Origin of the sequence: Pseudomonas sp. NFR09 (genome assembly GCF_900111535.1) — a bacterium.
Lineage (GTDB): Bacteria > Pseudomonadota > Gammaproteobacteria > Pseudomonadales > Pseudomonadaceae > Aquipseudomonas > Aquipseudomonas extremorientalis.
Genome location: NZ_FOIH01000010.1, coordinates 160,187 through 174,670 on the forward strand (window position 1 = coordinate 160,187; position 14,484 = coordinate 174,670).

Consider the following 14,484-nt stretch of genomic DNA (forward strand, 5'->3'; position numbering starts at 1 on the left):
GCAAGCCCCCTCCCACAGGTTATGGCGTGAACAGTACTTTCTGGCCCTCGGGCGACGTAAACATCCCATCCCCGTTATGCCCCACTCCCGGCACTTCCACCAGCGTGTGACTCAACTGCGGGTGCCGCTGCTTGAGGTAGTCAAAATAGTTGTGCCCACGAATCAGGCGGTACGCGCCCTGGGTCTCGGCGGCGCAGCTTTTGTCCAGCGCCGGGTGGTTCGGGTCGGTGTCCTGCTGGCCCAGCAGGTAGGTGATATTGCGTGACACGTAAGCCTGCTCCAGCTGTTGGGCGCTCTGGCCCTTGGCGTAGTCGGGCAGGTTGTGCAGGCCGTACTTCCAGTCGTTGAAGCCTGGGCAACTCGCGGTGTCGAACTTCACTGGGCGTTGTGGGGTGAAGTAGGCGTAGGACGAAGGGTTGGCCACCACGTAACGCAGGCTGATGCCTTCGGTTTGCAGCAGCGGGTGGTCGTGCCCGATGAGGGCGAAGCGCTGCACCACCTGGCCGCCGCCGGAGTGGCCGGCCACGACAATTTCCTTAAGCGTCGGGAACAGCTTGCGGTTGCCCAGGTGCTTGATGAGCTGGTCGAGGACGCCGTAGGAACTGATGTGTCCCGGACCGGTGGAGGGTTCGCCGGCCATCCAGTCATTGCCGTTCCAGCGCAGTACCTGATTGTCCAAGTGGTTGCGCTTGACGTCGGACGCATTCAGAAACTGCGGCGCAATCACCAGTGTGTTGGCGCTCTGGCCTGCGTGCTCGGCGGCGTCTTCGGCGCTTTGCAGGTAGGTTTGCGCATTGCGCAGGCGGCCGTGCACGATGATCAATGCGCGGGTGACCTGGGGCAGTGGCTGGCGCCAATCCTGGCTCAAACCGAGGCTGAGATCGCCGGCCTCCAGGTGGAAACGATGGGGGCTGACGTCCTTGACGCCGTGTTCGGCGGCCCAGGTTGAACACGTGACTAACAAGCCCAGCAGCCATCCCAAGCGTTTATTCATTTAAAGACTCTTGGCGGTAAACGTGTCGCATTGAGTGATCTGGCCCTGGGCGAAGCCGGTCTTGAACCAGCGAACCCGCTGTGCCGAGGTGCCGTGGGTAAACGAGTCCGGCACAACACGCCCCTGACCCTGTTGCTGCAAGCGGTCATCGCCAATGGCGTTGGCCGCGTTCAGTGCTTCTTCGATATCGCCGGGTTCCAGCCAGTTGAGGCGCTTTTGCGCACGGTTGGCCCACACCCCGGCGAAGCAGTCGGCCTGCAGTTCCTGGCGCACCAGCAGTCCGCCATCACCTTGCATCGGCCGACCCTGCTGGCGTGCGGCCTGGATTTTCGACGAGATGCCCAGCAAGGTCTGCACGTGATGCCCGACTTCGTGGGCGATCACGTAGGCCTGGGCGAAATCACCGGCGGCCTGGAAGCGCTGCGACATTTCCCGGAAGAAATCCAGGTCCAGGTACACCTGCTGGTCAGCCGGGCAATAGAACGGGCCGCTGGCCGAGGTGGCTCCCCCGCAGGCGGAATTGACCCGGCCACGGAACAGAATCAGTTTCGGATTCTTGTAGGCCAGGCCGTTTTCCTGGAACACCTGGCCCCAGGTGTCTTCGGTATCGCCCAGCACGGCGCGGACAAAGTCCGCTTGCTCGTCGTTGGCCGGCGGCGCCTGACGTGTCTGCGTACTCACCGAGGGTGCCTGTTCCATCTGGCCGGTCAGTTGGCCGAGGATCTGCAACGGGTCCTGGCCGGTCAACCAGCCGATGCCGACAATCAGCACGATGGCCGTGAGGCTCAGACCCTTGCCGCCCCCAAAGCGCATACCGCCCCCACCACCGCCGCTGTCATCGCGGGCGTCGACCACGTTGTCGCTGCGTCGGCCTTTTTTCCATAGCATGGGGCAATCCTCTTGGTGAACGGTCCTACATTAATTGGGGAAGAGTATGGCCGTTAATCGCGGCAATAGCCTTCGCCGGTATCGACAATCAGGCAATCCTTTTTATCCGCCAACCATTTCAAACCGGTGGCTTCGCCGTCGCCTGCGCTCAATTGCTGGGGGCCGTCCGGGCGGGTAAAGGCGATGCCGTCTTCGTTGGCTTCACCTTTGAAGGTGCCGGAGTCGTCGTCATCAAGGCCATATTTCATGGTCAGAATGTAGTGACCACGGCCAATACTGTCGTCCTTGGCGATGGTGAGGTAGAGGCCTTCTACGCCGATCCACTTGCCGAGCCATTTGTCGGTGGGCGGCGTTGCCGGCACCAGGGTGGCTTGCACGGACGCCGGTGCCGGCTTGGGGGCTGGCTGCTCTTGCTGGTTGCACGCGGTGAGCAGGGCAAGGGCAGACAGGACAAAGAGGATTTTTTTCATAGCAGCAAGGCCTTGATTAAAAAGTGTGCAACACGGCGGTCAACGTGCAGCGTTGGACTCGAATCCCGTGATTTAGTGCGCTGTTCGCACGGTGTTTGGTTATGCTCTAGGGGCAGACGCAGGCCCGGCTGCTAGATTACCGGGTTGAGTGCCACGCGTTCAGCTCGCCACGCAAGAGAATTCCATGACTGTCAGCACCCCCCTTTCCGGCGTCAACCACCCCTTCAAAGGCATTTTGCTGATTGTACTGGCGACGTTCCTGTTCTCCAGCCACGACGCCTTGTCCAAATACCTGGCCGGGTTCTATCCGATCGTGATGGTGGTGTGGGCGCGTTACCTGGTGCACACCCTCTTGATGGCCGGCATCTTCCTGCCGCAATCGGGCTTGCGCGTGCTGCGCAGCAAGCGGCCGGGGATGCAGGTGGTGCGGGCGCTGTGCCTGTTGGGCACCAGCCTGTTTTTCACCTCGGCGCTGCACTTCATCCCTCTGGCGGAAGCCACGGCGGTGAACTTCCTTGCACCGATCCTGGTAACGGCGCTCTCGGTGCCGCTGCTCGGCGAACATGTGACGCGTGGCCAGTGGCTGGCGGTGATCTGCGGGTTTGTCGGGGTGCTGGTCATCATCCACCCGGGCGGCGAACTGTTCACCCCGGCGGTCTTGTTGCCCCTGTGTTCGGCGCTGTTCTTCTGCTTCTACCAACTGCTCACGCGCATTCTCAGCCAATACGACACGCCCACCACCAGCAACTTCTTCGCCGGCCTGTGCAATACCTTGGTGATGAGTGCGATGGTGCCGTTTTTCTGGCAAGTGCCGACGCTGTGGCACGGCGTGTTGATGCTGGCCCTGGGCACCTGCGGGATGACCGCGCATTTGATGCTGACCCAGGCGTTCCGCTTCGCGGCACCGGCCTTGCTGGCGCCGTTTGGCTATTGCCAGATCGTGTTCGCGGGGTTGTTGGGCTGGCTGGTGTTCAACCACACCCCGGACCTGACCACGGTGGTCGGTATCGGGGTGATCTGCATGAGTGGGCTGGCCGCTGCCTGGCAGCAGCGGCGCCGGTAGCTGAGACGGTAGATCAAACGTCCACGGTAGGGATCTTGCGCGGCGCCATGAAGTACATCCAGGTCAGCGCAATGAAGTACATCGCCGGGATCAGGGTGAACAACACGGTGTAGTTGTTGTTAGTGACCGTCAGGATGTGGCCGACGATCTGGGTCATGAACATGCCGCCGATGGCCGCGCACATGCCACCAAAACCGAACACCGTGCTCATCATGTGCTTGGGTGTGTAGTCCATCACCAGGCTCCAGATGTTGGCGGTCCAGGCCTGGTGTGCGCCAATCGCCAGGGAGATGGCAAACACCGCGACCCACAGCTGGCTGGAACCGGCGGCCATGATCACGCCGACGATGCAGCAGGCAAACAGCAGCATCGACAGCAGCCGCGCCTTGATCGAGTTCATGCCTCGGCCGATCAGGAACGACGACAGAATCCCACCCCCCACGCTGCCGAAGTCGGCGGTCAGGTAGATGATGATCAGCGGGATACCCATCTGGGTCACGTTGATGCCCAGGTTGTATTGCTGGTTCAGGAACGGCGGCAGCCAGTACAGGTAGAACCAGAACACCGGCGCGGTCATCGAGTAGGCGAAGGCGAAGGCCCAGGTGCCACGCATGCGCAGGATGCGGCTGAAGGGCACGCGGGGTTGTTCCGGTTCGACTTCCTGTTGCACGTAGTCCAGTTCGGATTGTTTGACGGTGGGGTGGTCTTCCGGGTTGAAGTACTTCAAGCCCCAGAACAGCAGCCAGATCCCGCCGAGCGCCGACATGCACAGGAACGCCGCCTGCCAGCCCCACACGTGCAGGATCAACGGCAGCAGCATCGGCGTCATCATCGCACCCACGTTGGTGCCGGCGTTGAAGATACCGGTGGCCACTGCCCGTTCACCGGCCGGGAACCACAGGCGCGTGGTCTTGACGCAGGCCGGGTAGTTGGCGGCTTCGGTCAGCCCGAGAATGAAACGACAGACCATGAAGCCCACCGCCGAGGTGGCCAGGCCGTGGGCGCCGGTGGCCAGGCTCCACAACAGGACCGCGCAGAAGAACACGCGTTTCACACCGACCCGGTCGATCAAGCGGCCCTGCAGCACAAAGCCGATGGCATAGCCGACCTGGAACCAGAAGTTGATGTTGGCGTAGTCCATCGCCGTCCAGCTCATCTCCTTGGCGAGGATAGGCTGCATCACGCCCAATGCGGCGCGGTCGATGTAGTTGAGGGTGGTGGCGAAGAACACCAGGGCCAACATGCCCCAGCGCGTTTTGCCCACGGCCAGGGCGCCGCGGATCTTGTCGCCGATGCCGGCGTGCGGTGTGCCCGGGCGGTCGGCCAGGACGGAGTTTTGCAGAGGCATGAGGTCGTACCCGTTTTTTGAAATTTTTATGGTGTGTTCTGGGTCTTGTTACTGAATCGATGGTGCGCAGCGGCTAAAAAATCGTCAATTCGCCAAAACGGCTTTGTGTTCGATAATCGCACCAAAAACTAACCGGTTCGTACATTTTAATTGCTGTGAACAGTTTAGCGGCCAATAATTTGCCGTAAATAAGACGCGCCTTAAATGCCGGGAGTCGCCCATGCAACGCTCTATTGCCACCGTTTCCTTGAGCGGAACCCTGCCGGAGAAACTCGAAGCCATCGCGGCCGCCGGGTTCGACGGCGTAGAAATCTTCGAAAACGATCTGTTGTATTACGATGGCAGCCCCCGTGAAGTGAGGCAAATGTGTGCCGACCTGGGCATTGCCATCACCTTGTTCCAGCCGTTTCGCGATTTTGAAGGCTGCCGTCGAGACCGCCTTGCACGCAACCTGGAGCGCGCCGAGCGCAAATTCGACTTGATGCAGGAACTGGGCACCGACCTGGTGCTGGTGTGCAGCAATGCCTCCGCCGATTGCGTGGGCGACGAGCGCATTCTGCTCGATGACCTCGGCCTGCTCGCCGAACACGCCGGCCGTCGTGGCTTGCGCATTGGCTATGAAGCGCTGGCCTGGGGCAAGCATGTAAATACCTGGCAACAGGTGTGGAACCTGGTGCGTCAGGTCGATCACCCGAGCCTTGGTGTATTGCTCGACAGCTTTCATACCCTGTCCCTCAAGGGCGACCCGAGCGCCATCGCCGAGATCCCCGGCGACAAGATCTTCTTCGTACAAATGGCCGACGCGCCGATCCTGGCCATGGACGTGCTGGAGTGGAGTCGGCACTTCCGTTGCTTCCCCGGCCAAGGCGAATTCGACTTGGCTGGGTTCCTCGCGCCGATCATCAAGAGCGGCTACACCGGGCCGCTGTCCCTGGAAATTTTCAACGACGGCTTCCGCGCCGCGCCCACCCGTGCGAATGCGGCGGATGGCCTGCGCTCCCTGCTGTACCTCGAAGAGAAAACCCGCGAACGCCTGAAGCAGGAAGCGCCGACGCAACCGGTCGAGATTCTGTTTGATACCCCGCCTGCCAGCGAATACGACGGCATCGAGTTCCTTGAATTTGCCGTGGACGAGAGCCTTGGCGCCAAGCTCACCCACTGGCTGGAACGCCTGGGGTTCGTCAAGGCCGGGCAGCATCGCTCCAAGAGCGTGAGCCTGTTGCGCCAGGGCGATATCAACCTGATCCTCAACTGCGAACCCTATTCGTTTGCCCACAACTTTTTCGAGGCCCACGGGCCGTCGCTGTGTGCCACCGCGATTCGGGTCAAGGACAGCGCCAAGGCCCTGGAGCGGGCGGTGGCGTACAAAGGCCAGCCGTATCGCGGCCTGGTCGGGCCGAATGAGCTGGAGCTGGCGGCGGTACGTGCGCCGGATGGCAGCCTGATTTACCTGGTGGATCAGAGTGAAGGCGGGCTGTACGACACCGACTTCAACCTGCAGCCCGGCGTGTCATCCAGCGGCGGCTTGCTGCGTATCGACCATATGGCCATGGCCCTGCCAGCCGACAGCCTCGACAGCTGGGTGCTGTTCTACAAGAGCCTGCTGGATTTCGAAGCCGATGACGAAGTGGTACTGCCCGACCCTTACGGCCTGGTGAAAAGCCGCGCGCTGCGCAGCCGTTGCAGCTCGATCCGTCTGCCGCTGAACATCTCCGAGAACCGCAACACGGCGATTTCCCACGCGCTGTCGAGCTATCGCGGCTCGGGTGTGCACCATATCGCCTTCGACTGCGCGGATATCTTTGCCGAAGTGCGCCGCGCCAAGGAGGCCGGTGTGCCGCTGCTGGATATCCCGCTCAACTACTACGACGACCTGGCGGCGCGTTTCGATTTCGACGATGAGTTCCTCAGTGAGCTGGCGTACTACAACGTGCTGTACGACCGCGATACCCAGGGCGGCGAGTTGTTTCACGTCTACACCGAACCCTTCGAAGGGCGGTTTTTCTTCGAGATCATCCAGCGCAAGAACGGTTATGCCGGCTACGGTGCGGCCAACGTGGCGGTGCGCCTGGCCGCCATGGCCAAATCGCGCAGCGGTGCGGTGCGCCAGGCACGTTTATAACGACGGTTGCGGTGCTTTCTTTCGGGGAGCGTCGCGGCCCATAATCACGGCCTGCATAACACTGGCCGTGAGCGCACCATGACCACCGAGGCACCTCGCAAGAGTCGTAAGAACAATCCGGAAAAGACCCGCGAAAACATACTCCAGGAAGCCATCGTCGAGTTTGTCCAGCAGGGCCTTTCCGGCGCTCGCGTGGACGCGATCGCCGAGCGTATCCACACCTCCAAGCGCATGATCTATTACTACTTCGGCAGCAAGGAGCAGTTGTACGTCGAGGTGCTGGAGAAACTCTACGGCGACATCCGCAACACCGAGACCCGCATAAACCTCACGGCCCTGGAGCCGCGTGAAGCGATCCGGCGGCTGGTGGAGTTCACCTTTGATCACCATGACCAGAATGTGGATTTTGTGCGCATTGTCAGCATCGAAAATATCCACAATGCCGAGTACGTGAAGCGTTCCGACTCGATCAAGGCGATGAACAGCAACATCCTGGAAGCGCTGGGTGCGACGTTGCGCCGTGGCGCTGAGATGGGGGTGTTCCGGGCAGGGTTGGAGCCGCTGGACGTGCACCTGCTGATCAACTCATTCAGTTTTTATCGCGTGTCCAACCGTCATACCTTCAGTGAAATTTTTCAGATCGACCTGTCGGATGAGGCGGTTAAACAGCGGCATCGGGACATGATTTGTGATTCGGTGATGCGTTACCTCCAGGCCTGAAGTCTCAGGTTGGAATGCATTCAAAATGTGGGAGGGGGCTTGCCCCCGATGACAGTGGGTCAGCTACAGATAAGCTGGCTGATCCACCGCTATCGGGGGCAAGCCCCCTCCCACATTTGGATTTTTATTCCAACTCAGTCAGGTATTCATGCTCTGGAAGTGCGCCAGCATGCGCTGCGCATCCGGCACTTCCCCACAGAACAGCTCAAACGCCTTCACCGCCTGAAACACCGCCATGTTGCCGCCATCCAGGGTGCGGCAGCCCAACGCGCGGGCATCGCGCAGCAGTTCGGTTTCCAGCGGGAAATACACGATTTCCGCCACCCACAGGTCTGCCCTTAGCAAAGCGGCGGGCACCGGTGTGCCGGGCAGCTTGGCCATGCCCATCGGCGTGGTGTTCACCAGCCCATCGGCCTCGGCCACGGCGTTTTCTACGTGGTTGCCCACTTGGGCGCGCCCTGGGCCGAAACGGAGCGTGAGGTTCTCCACCAGGTCGCGGGCACGGGCGGGGTCCACATCGAAAATACTCAACTGTTGCACTCCCTCGGCCAGCAGCGCATGGGCCACTGCGGCACCTGCACCGCCGGCGCCCATCTGCACCACGCGTTGGCGGGCGACATCACTCAAGTTGCGCCGGAACCCTTCGGCAAATCCAAGGCAATCGGTGTTGTGGCCGATGCGCTTGCCGTCCTTGAACACCACCGTGTTGACCGCGCCAATGCCATGGGCCTCGTCGGAGAGTTCATCGAGCAGCGGTAGGATAGCCTGCTTGCACGGGTAGGTAATGTTCAGCCCGGTAAAGCCCATGAGCTCGGCGGCGCGCAGCAGATCGGGCAAGGCGTCGATGCCCAACTGCCGGGGCTCAAGGTCGATCAGGCGGTACAAGTAGCGCAAACCTTGGGCATCGCCTTCCTGTTCATGCAGCGCGGGCGTGCGGGAAGCCTGGATGCCAGCGCCGATCAGGCCGGCGAGGATGCGTGTTTTCATCGGGCCGATCCTTTGAGCAACTGGCTGAAGTGTTCCAGCGCCAAGTGGTAGCCGTGGCTGCCGAACCCTGCGAGCACGGCCTTCGCGATGGGTGACACAAAGGAGTGATGACGGAACGCTTCGCGGGCATGCACGTTGGAGAGATGCACTTCGATCACCGGCACTTCACTGGCCACCAGCGCATCACGGATCGCCACCGAGGTGTGGGTCCAGGCCGCCGGATTGATCACGATCCCGGCGCAGCGGGCGCGGGCGCCGTGGATCCAGTCGAGCAGTTCGCCTTCATGATTGGTCTGGCGGAATTCGATTTTCAGGCCCAGCTGTTCAGCGCTGCGGCCGCACAAGGCCGCCACATCGGCCAGGGTTTCATGGCCGTAGGTAGCGGGCTCGCGGGTGCCGAGCAGGTTGAGATTGGGACCGTTGAGCACCAGCACGATAGGCGGCATGGGGTGTTCTCCACAATTCTTGTTAGTTGTGCAGATAAAATGTACTGAATGGTTAATTTGGTCAATTGATGGCGGCGTATGTGTTCGATTATCGAACCGTTAATCAGGCCGTTCATAAAGGCGGATCAGATTAGATATCAATTGAAAATCATTCTCGACAACGCTTAAGATGCCCGCCTGTTTCCTTAACATTCCAGGGAGTCGGTTTGTCGGACGTGGATCTCAAAGGCCTGTTTCTCAAGCATGCCGATGCCTTGCGCGGGTATCTGGCGCGCAAGGTACGGGACCCGCAGTTGGCCGCAGACCTGGTGCAGGAGAGCTTCCTGCGCCTGGCGGAAAAGCCGGCGGGCGAGCGCATCGACAACTCCCAGGGCTATCTCTATCGAACGGCAAGCAATCTGCTGATCGACCATATTCGCCAGGAAGCGCGGCGCAAGACTGACTCCGTGCCCCATGAGGCGCTGGCCGAGATTGAAGATGACGTGGCTGGGTTGGAGGTTCAGGCAATGGCGCAGCAACAGCGACAGGCATTGAAGCAGGCACTGGCGGAGTTGCCGGAGCGCACCCAGCAGATTTTCCGCCTCAACCGCATCGAAGGCATGACCCACGCCCAGGTCGCCCGGCACCTGGACATCTCTGACAGCTGCGTCCAAAAGCACCTGGCCAAAGCGTTGGCCTACGTGATGCAACGCTTGCAGGAAGGCGAGAGGGCACCATCCGACGAATGAATTACCGAAAAACGCCCGTTCACTCGTCACAGCGTTATATAACGAAAAATTCGAGATTCACACGTGAATAGCCAGGGTCCGCAGCAGCACAGCATTACCGAGGCGGCCGCCGAGTGGGCGGTGCGCCTGCACGCCGGTGCCCTGACCGAACAGGAGCAGGCCGAATTGCGGCATTGGATCGCCTGCGACAGCCGCCACGAAGCGGCATTGCGTTTTGCCGAACAGACCTGGGCGGCACTGGGCGAGGTGTACAAGGAACCGCCTGTGAACCGCCAGCGCCCGTCGACGGCGACGCAGCCTGCGCGCGGGACCAGGCGGCGCCGGCCATGGCAACGTGCGGCGGCCGTCGCGCTGGTCGTGGTGGTAGCCGGTGTCGGCTGGGTGCGTGGTCCGGACTTGTTGCTGCACATGCAGGCCGACTACATCACCGAGAAAGGCGAAGTGCGCACCGTGCACCTGGCCGATGGCAGCAAGGTCGAGCTGGATTCCGCCAGTGCCATCCGCCTGGATTACGACAGTGTGCAACGCCGCATCAGCCTGCTGCAGGGCTCGGCGATCTTTGATGTGGCACCGAAGGTGGGCGAGGAAACCCGACCGTTCGTGGTGCAGAGCGCCGGCGGGCAGACCCGGGCGCTGGGCACGAAGTTTGTGGTGGAGCGCGAGGGCGATAGCAAGGCGTGGACCGGGGTGTTGGAACACAGTGTCGAGGTCACGCTGCAAGCCATCCCGAAAAAAGGCCCGGCCGACAAAGTGGTCAAACAAGGCCAGGCCGTACGCTACAGCACTCAGGAAGGCATCGTGCCTTTGGATCAACTCGACGTCGCGCGCGCCACCAGTTGGCGACGCGGTGTGTTGATCTTTGATCGCCAGCCGTTGGCCAATGTCATCGAACAACTCAACCGCTACCGTCCCGGGCGCGTGGTGTTGACTGACTCGGCCCTCGGCGAGCGTGAAGTCAGCGGCGTGTTCCGCCTCGACATGCTCGACACCGCCCTTGCCACGCTGACCCAGGAACTGCAGGTGCAACGCCTGGACCTGGCTGGCCTCAGCCTGATCTATTGATGACCCGGTGGGAGCCTGCTCCCACCGCCTGAAATCCCCCTTCCTGAAAAACTTTCAAAAAACCTTACTGACTTCCTGCGCGTCGCACGTCTTTCTAGGTGAGAAGCATTCGCATAAACAAGAAAACGCTCAGCGCAGGGAACAACAGAAATGTCAGCACTCAACAAGGGGCGTATCACCGCAAGCCGGTTAGCCCTGGCCATCCACTTGGGCCTGTTCGCCGCTGTGGCTCCGGTATTCGCTGCTCAGTCTCAGGCGAATGCTGCACGCCCTGCGGTGCTGATGCTGGATATCCCCGCGCAGTCCCTGGGCAGTGCTGTGCTGGCATTCGCCGACCAGGCCGGCCTGCAAGTGCTGTTCGACAGCCAGCGCCTGGCCGGTTTGCAGAGCACGGCCGTGAGAGGGCAATACAGCGTGCAGGAAGGTTTGGCGCGTCTGTTGGGGAATGCGCCGGTGGAGTATCGCTTCAATGGCGAACGCCAAGTCACCCTGACCCGCGTCGAGCAGAGCGGCGCCGCGTTGGCACTGGCAACTACCACGATCACCGGCCTGCACCCCAACGACTGGGTGTATTCATCGCCACGGTCGGTGAGTGTGGTCGGGCGTGAGCAACTGGATCGCAACCCACCACGGCATGCCGCCGAGATGCTCGAAGAGGCGCCGGGCGTCTACTCGGCGGTCAGCCAGCAAGACCCCGGTTTGTCGGTGAATATTCGCGGCATCCAGGACTACGGCCGGGTCAACATGTCGGTGGACGGCATGCGCCAGAACTACCAGCAAAGTGGCCACCAGCAACGCAATGGCACGCTGTATGTCGACCCGGAATTGCTGTCGGAGGTGGTGATCGAAAAGGGCGCCACGTCCACGATGGGCGGCGCCGGGGTGATCGGTGGTGTGGCCAATTTTCGCACCGTGGAAGCCGCCGACCTGCTCAAGGGCGGCAAGGAAATCGGTGGGCGCATCCGCTTGACCACCGGGCTGGGTGGGCGCAGCAACGGCACGCATTTTATCGGCAGTTCGGCGTTTGCCGTGGGCACCGATGTGTGGGACATGTTGGTGGCTGCCAGTGAACGTCATCTCGGCGACTACAAACCCGGCACCCGGGGCAGCATCGGCGAGTTGCGCACCGGCAGTTCTTTCCTGCCGGCCAGTGAAGACCGGATCAAAAACTCCACCGTCGAGTACACCGGCTCGGTGATGCGTTCACGCCTGCTCAAGCTGGGTCTGAACCTGCCGGTGGATCAGCGTCTGCAATTGAGCTACCTGACCACCGAGGTCGACTACGACGACGTCAACATGATGACCGCCGAAAAGGCCCAGCTGTGGGAGAAGCTCGGCAGCAGCAATGTCACGGCGCAGAACTTCGCACTGGACTACAGCTACACGCCGGACAACCCGCTGATCGATTTCAAGGCCAAGCTCTACTACGTCGACACCCGCAATGACCAGACCACACTGACCCGTGGCAGCAGCAAGGGCTACGACGTTACCTACCAGACCAACACCTATGGTTTGCAGGCGCAGAACATCTCGACCTTCGCCTTGAGCGAGCTGTCGGTGATCAAGGCCAACTACGGCCTGGAGTTTTTCTACGACAAGGGCCGGCCGGATTCCAATCAAATGGTGGCCGCCGATTCGGCGGTGACGGCCTCGGCGGCGGAAAGCATCACGCCCAGAGGTGACCGGGCGATGGGCAGCCTGTTCGCGCGCCTGGACTACGACTACGACAACTGGCTGAACCTCAATGCCGGGTTGCGTTACGACCGCTATCGGCTGCGCGGCGAGACCGGCCTGAACACCCGTACCTTCATCATCGGCACCACGCGACAGATCGGCTTGCCCATGACTTATGACGTGGATCGGGAAGAGGGGCACGTCTCGCCGACCTTCGGCCTGTCAGTCAAGCCCGGCGTGGATTGGCTGCAACTGTTCGCCACGTACGGCAAGGGCTGGCGCCCTCCGGCCGTCACCGAAACACTGGTCAGCGGCCGGCCCCACGGCGGCGGTTCGGAGTCGATTTTCCCCAACCCGTACTTGAAGCCCGAGACGTCCACGGCCTGGGAGGTCGGCTTCAACGTGCTCAAGGAAGACCTGCTGTTCGCGGAGGACCGCGTGGGCATGAAGGTGTCCTACTTCAACACCCGCGTCGATGACTTTTCCTATATGGCCCTGGGGGTGCAGCCGCCCGGTTATGGCATCGCCAATATCGGCAATGCGGCGTATGTGAACAACCTGGAAACCACCCGTTTTCGCGGCCTCGAGTACCAGCTGGATTACGACGCCGGGTTCGCCTACGGCCAGTTCAACTACACGCGCATGCTCGGCAGTAATACGTTCTGCAGCAAGACCGCGTGGCTGGGTGGTGTCACCAAGATCCAGAAGGGGCCGGGCAGCCGAGCGCCGGTAGACGCGATGGTGCCGGACGACGTGGCCAATGCGGGTCAGAGCTGCAGCGCGATCCTGGGTTCCTCCGAACACATGCCGATGGACCGCGGCACCGCGACGCTGGGCGCACGCTTGTTCGAGCGCAAGTTGGATGTGGGGGTTCGTGCGCGCTACAGCGGCGGTTACTACGTCAAAGGTGGCGCCGGCGTGACCACCTCGCAAACCGGCGTCTACCCGGCTGACTGGAAGCCCTACACCGTCTATGACCTCTACAGCAGCTACCGCGCCACCGAGCAGTTGACCCTGCGCCTGGCCATGGAAAACGTCACCGACCGCGCCTACCTGGTGCCGCTGGGCGACGTACTGGCCTTCACCCTCGGGCGTGGGCGCACCTTACAGGGCACCGTTGAATATCAGTTCTGACCGATTTTGCCCAGTGACGGGCAAAACCACAGCAGGCACTGGCTTGCTGCGGAGATACCACCCCATGACTTGGAGTTTTGCATGAGCATTTCTATTTCATACAGCACCGCCTTCGCCGCGAACACCGTTGCCGAGTACCTGAGCGACTGGTCGGCTTACTTTGGTGACCTGAACCACCGTGAAGGGTCGGTCAAAGAGGGTTCGAACACCGGTGGTTTCAATCCTGGCCCGTTCGACGGCACCCAATATGGCGTGTCGAGCACCGTCAGCGATGCCGCGGTGGTGGCCAACGGCGACCTGCATTACACCTTGTTCAACCCGCCGTCGCACACCTTGTGGGGTTCGATCGACTCGCTGGACCTGGGCACCATTCTGACGGGCGGCGCTGCCGGCGGTAGCTACGCCCTCGCCGAGCAGGAAGTCAGCTTCGCCAACCTGGGCCTGTCGAGCCTGCAGTCCGAAGGCCGCGACGGCCAGGTGCACAAAATCGTCTACGGCCTGATGAGCGGCGACAGCTCGGCACTGGCGTCGGCGATCGACTCCCTGCTCAAGGACATCGACCCAAGCCTGTCGATCAACTCGACGTTCGACCAACTGGCCGCTGCCGGTGTGGCGCATGTGGACTCGGCTGCTGTCGCCGCCTCCGACGTGGCGCTGGTGGGCGTACAAGAGGTGCCTCAGGACTTCGCGCTGGCCGCTTAAGCAAAAAAGCGAATGGAAGATCGCTCTCCCATTCGCCGCATGACACACCGCCGTCGCCCAAGCCTTCTATCTCTTCAGCGACGGCGGTGCCGAATTCTGCGCAGCGTCGTACAGCCTGTCAACGCGACGGCGCTGCCCGCTCAACC

13 protein-coding genes are annotated in these 14,484 nt (G+C 61.6%); 7 read left to right on the forward strand and 6 right to left on the reverse strand.

Annotation, left to right across the window (positions count from 1 at the left end; genetic code table 11):
* Positions 1-19 precede the first annotated feature (19 nt).
* From BMX59_RS22205 to BMX59_RS22215, 3 genes are read right to left on the reverse strand one after another with little or no spacing between them, the layout of a single operon-like run.
* Positions 20-994, reverse strand: a complete 975-nt coding sequence (locus tag BMX59_RS22205; RefSeq protein WP_093125769.1) for a hypothetical protein — start codon at positions 992-994, stop codon at positions 20-22.
* Positions 995-1,882, reverse strand: coding sequence for a KPN_02809 family neutral zinc metallopeptidase (locus tag BMX59_RS22210; RefSeq protein WP_092248227.1), 888 nt, complete (start codon positions 1,880-1,882; stop codon positions 995-997).
* 53 nt (positions 1,883-1,935) lie between these two features.
* Positions 1,936-2,352, reverse strand: coding sequence for a membrane lipoprotein lipid attachment site-containing protein (locus tag BMX59_RS22215; RefSeq protein WP_071489932.1), 417 nt, complete (start codon positions 2,350-2,352; stop codon positions 1,936-1,938).
* A 184-nt stretch (positions 2,353-2,536) separates the two neighbouring features.
* Between BMX59_RS22215 and BMX59_RS22220 the strand changes: the two genes are divergently transcribed.
* The gene (locus tag BMX59_RS22220) at positions 2,537-3,415 is read left to right on the forward strand and encodes a DMT family transporter (protein WP_071489933.1); all 879 of its coding nucleotides are present in this window, start codon (positions 2,537-2,539) and stop codon (positions 3,413-3,415) included.
* A gap of 13 nt (positions 3,416-3,428) precedes the next feature.
* Here BMX59_RS22220 and BMX59_RS22225 read toward each other — a convergent pair whose 3' ends face one another.
* Entirely contained in the window at positions 3,429-4,763 is a 1,335-nt protein-coding gene (locus tag BMX59_RS22225; protein ID WP_093125775.1) for an MFS transporter, read from the reverse strand.
* Positions 4,764-4,983: 220 nt separating this feature from the next.
* Between BMX59_RS22225 and quiC the strand changes: the two genes are divergently transcribed.
* A complete protein-coding gene (quiC, locus tag BMX59_RS22230; protein WP_093125780.1) occupies positions 4,984-6,885 on the forward strand; it encodes a 3-dehydroshikimate dehydratase QuiC in 1,902 nt (633 codons plus the stop codon).
* A gap of 78 nt (positions 6,886-6,963) precedes the next feature.
* Positions 6,964-7,605 (forward strand): TetR/AcrR family transcriptional regulator, encoded by a 642-nt coding sequence (locus BMX59_RS22235; protein WP_093125784.1) that lies wholly within the window; start codon positions 6,964-6,966, stop codon positions 7,603-7,605.
* Positions 7,606-7,743: 138 nt separating this feature from the next.
* On the opposite strand, the gene BMX59_RS22240 is transcribed toward BMX59_RS22235, so the two are convergent.
* The gene (locus BMX59_RS22240; protein ID WP_093125788.1) at positions 7,744-8,592 is read right to left on the reverse strand and encodes a shikimate dehydrogenase; all 849 of its coding nucleotides are present in this window, start codon (positions 8,590-8,592) and stop codon (positions 7,744-7,746) included.
* The gene (gene aroQ, locus BMX59_RS22245; protein WP_010206717.1) at positions 8,589-9,038 is read right to left on the reverse strand and encodes a type II 3-dehydroquinate dehydratase; all 450 of its coding nucleotides are present in this window, start codon (positions 9,036-9,038) and stop codon (positions 8,589-8,591) included. Before aroQ ends, BMX59_RS22240 begins: the two co-directional genes overlap by 4 nt.
* A 206-nt stretch (positions 9,039-9,244) precedes the next feature.
* Between aroQ and BMX59_RS22250 the strand changes: the two genes are divergently transcribed.
* The 4 genes from BMX59_RS22250 (at position 9,245) to BMX59_RS22265 (ending at position 14,338) form a co-directional block, all read left to right on the forward strand.
* Positions 9,245-9,766, forward strand: coding sequence for an RNA polymerase sigma factor (locus BMX59_RS22250; RefSeq protein WP_092248238.1), 522 nt, complete (start codon positions 9,245-9,247; stop codon positions 9,764-9,766).
* A 63-nt stretch (positions 9,767-9,829) separates the two neighbouring features.
* Positions 9,830-10,828 (forward strand): FecR family protein, encoded by a 999-nt coding sequence (locus tag BMX59_RS22255; protein ID WP_093125795.1) that lies wholly within the window; start codon positions 9,830-9,832, stop codon positions 10,826-10,828.
* Positions 10,829-10,978: 150 nt separating this feature from the next.
* Positions 10,979-13,636: a TonB-dependent receptor gene (locus BMX59_RS22260; protein WP_093125800.1), complete on the forward strand. Its 2,658-nt coding sequence runs from the start codon at positions 10,979-10,981 to the stop codon at positions 13,634-13,636.
* An 81-nt stretch (positions 13,637-13,717) separates the two neighbouring features.
* Positions 13,718-14,338 (forward strand): heme acquisition protein HasA, encoded by a 621-nt coding sequence (locus tag BMX59_RS22265; protein WP_093125807.1) that lies wholly within the window; start codon positions 13,718-13,720, stop codon positions 14,336-14,338.
* Positions 14,339-14,484 lie beyond the last annotated feature (146 nt).

What these genes read in the sequence shown, in the direction of transcription:
- BMX59_RS22205 (WP_093125769.1), bottom strand. Translation starts at nt 994, where the DNA reads ATGAATAAACGCTTGGGATGGCTGCTGGGCTTGTTAGTCACGTGTTCA.
- BMX59_RS22210 (WP_092248227.1), bottom strand. Translation starts at nt 1,882, where the DNA reads ATGCTATGGAAAAAAGGCCGACGCAGCGACAACGTGGTCGACGCCCGC.
- BMX59_RS22215 (WP_071489932.1), bottom strand. Translation starts at nt 2,352, where the DNA reads ATGAAAAAAATCCTCTTTGTCCTGTCTGCCCTTGCCCTGCTCACCGCG.
- BMX59_RS22220 (WP_071489933.1), top strand. Translation starts at nt 2,537, where the DNA reads ATGACTGTCAGCACCCCCCTTTCCGGCGTCAACCACCCCTTCAAAGGC.
- BMX59_RS22225 (WP_093125775.1), bottom strand. Translation starts at nt 4,763, where the DNA reads ATGCCTCTGCAAAACTCCGTCCTGGCCGACCGCCCGGGCACACCGCAC.
- quiC (WP_093125780.1), top strand. Translation starts at nt 4,984, where the DNA reads ATGCAACGCTCTATTGCCACCGTTTCCTTGAGCGGAACCCTGCCGGAG.
- BMX59_RS22235 (WP_093125784.1), top strand. Translation starts at nt 6,964, where the DNA reads ATGACCACCGAGGCACCTCGCAAGAGTCGTAAGAACAATCCGGAAAAG.
- BMX59_RS22240 (WP_093125788.1), bottom strand. Translation starts at nt 8,592, where the DNA reads ATGAAAACACGCATCCTCGCCGGCCTGATCGGCGCTGGCATCCAGGCT.
- aroQ (WP_010206717.1), bottom strand. Translation starts at nt 9,038, where the DNA reads ATGCCGCCTATCGTGCTGGTGCTCAACGGTCCCAATCTCAACCTGCTC.
- BMX59_RS22260 (WP_093125800.1), top strand. Translation starts at nt 10,979, where the DNA reads ATGTCAGCACTCAACAAGGGGCGTATCACCGCAAGCCGGTTAGCCCTG.
- BMX59_RS22265 (WP_093125807.1), top strand. Translation starts at nt 13,718, where the DNA reads ATGAGCATTTCTATTTCATACAGCACCGCCTTCGCCGCGAACACCGTT.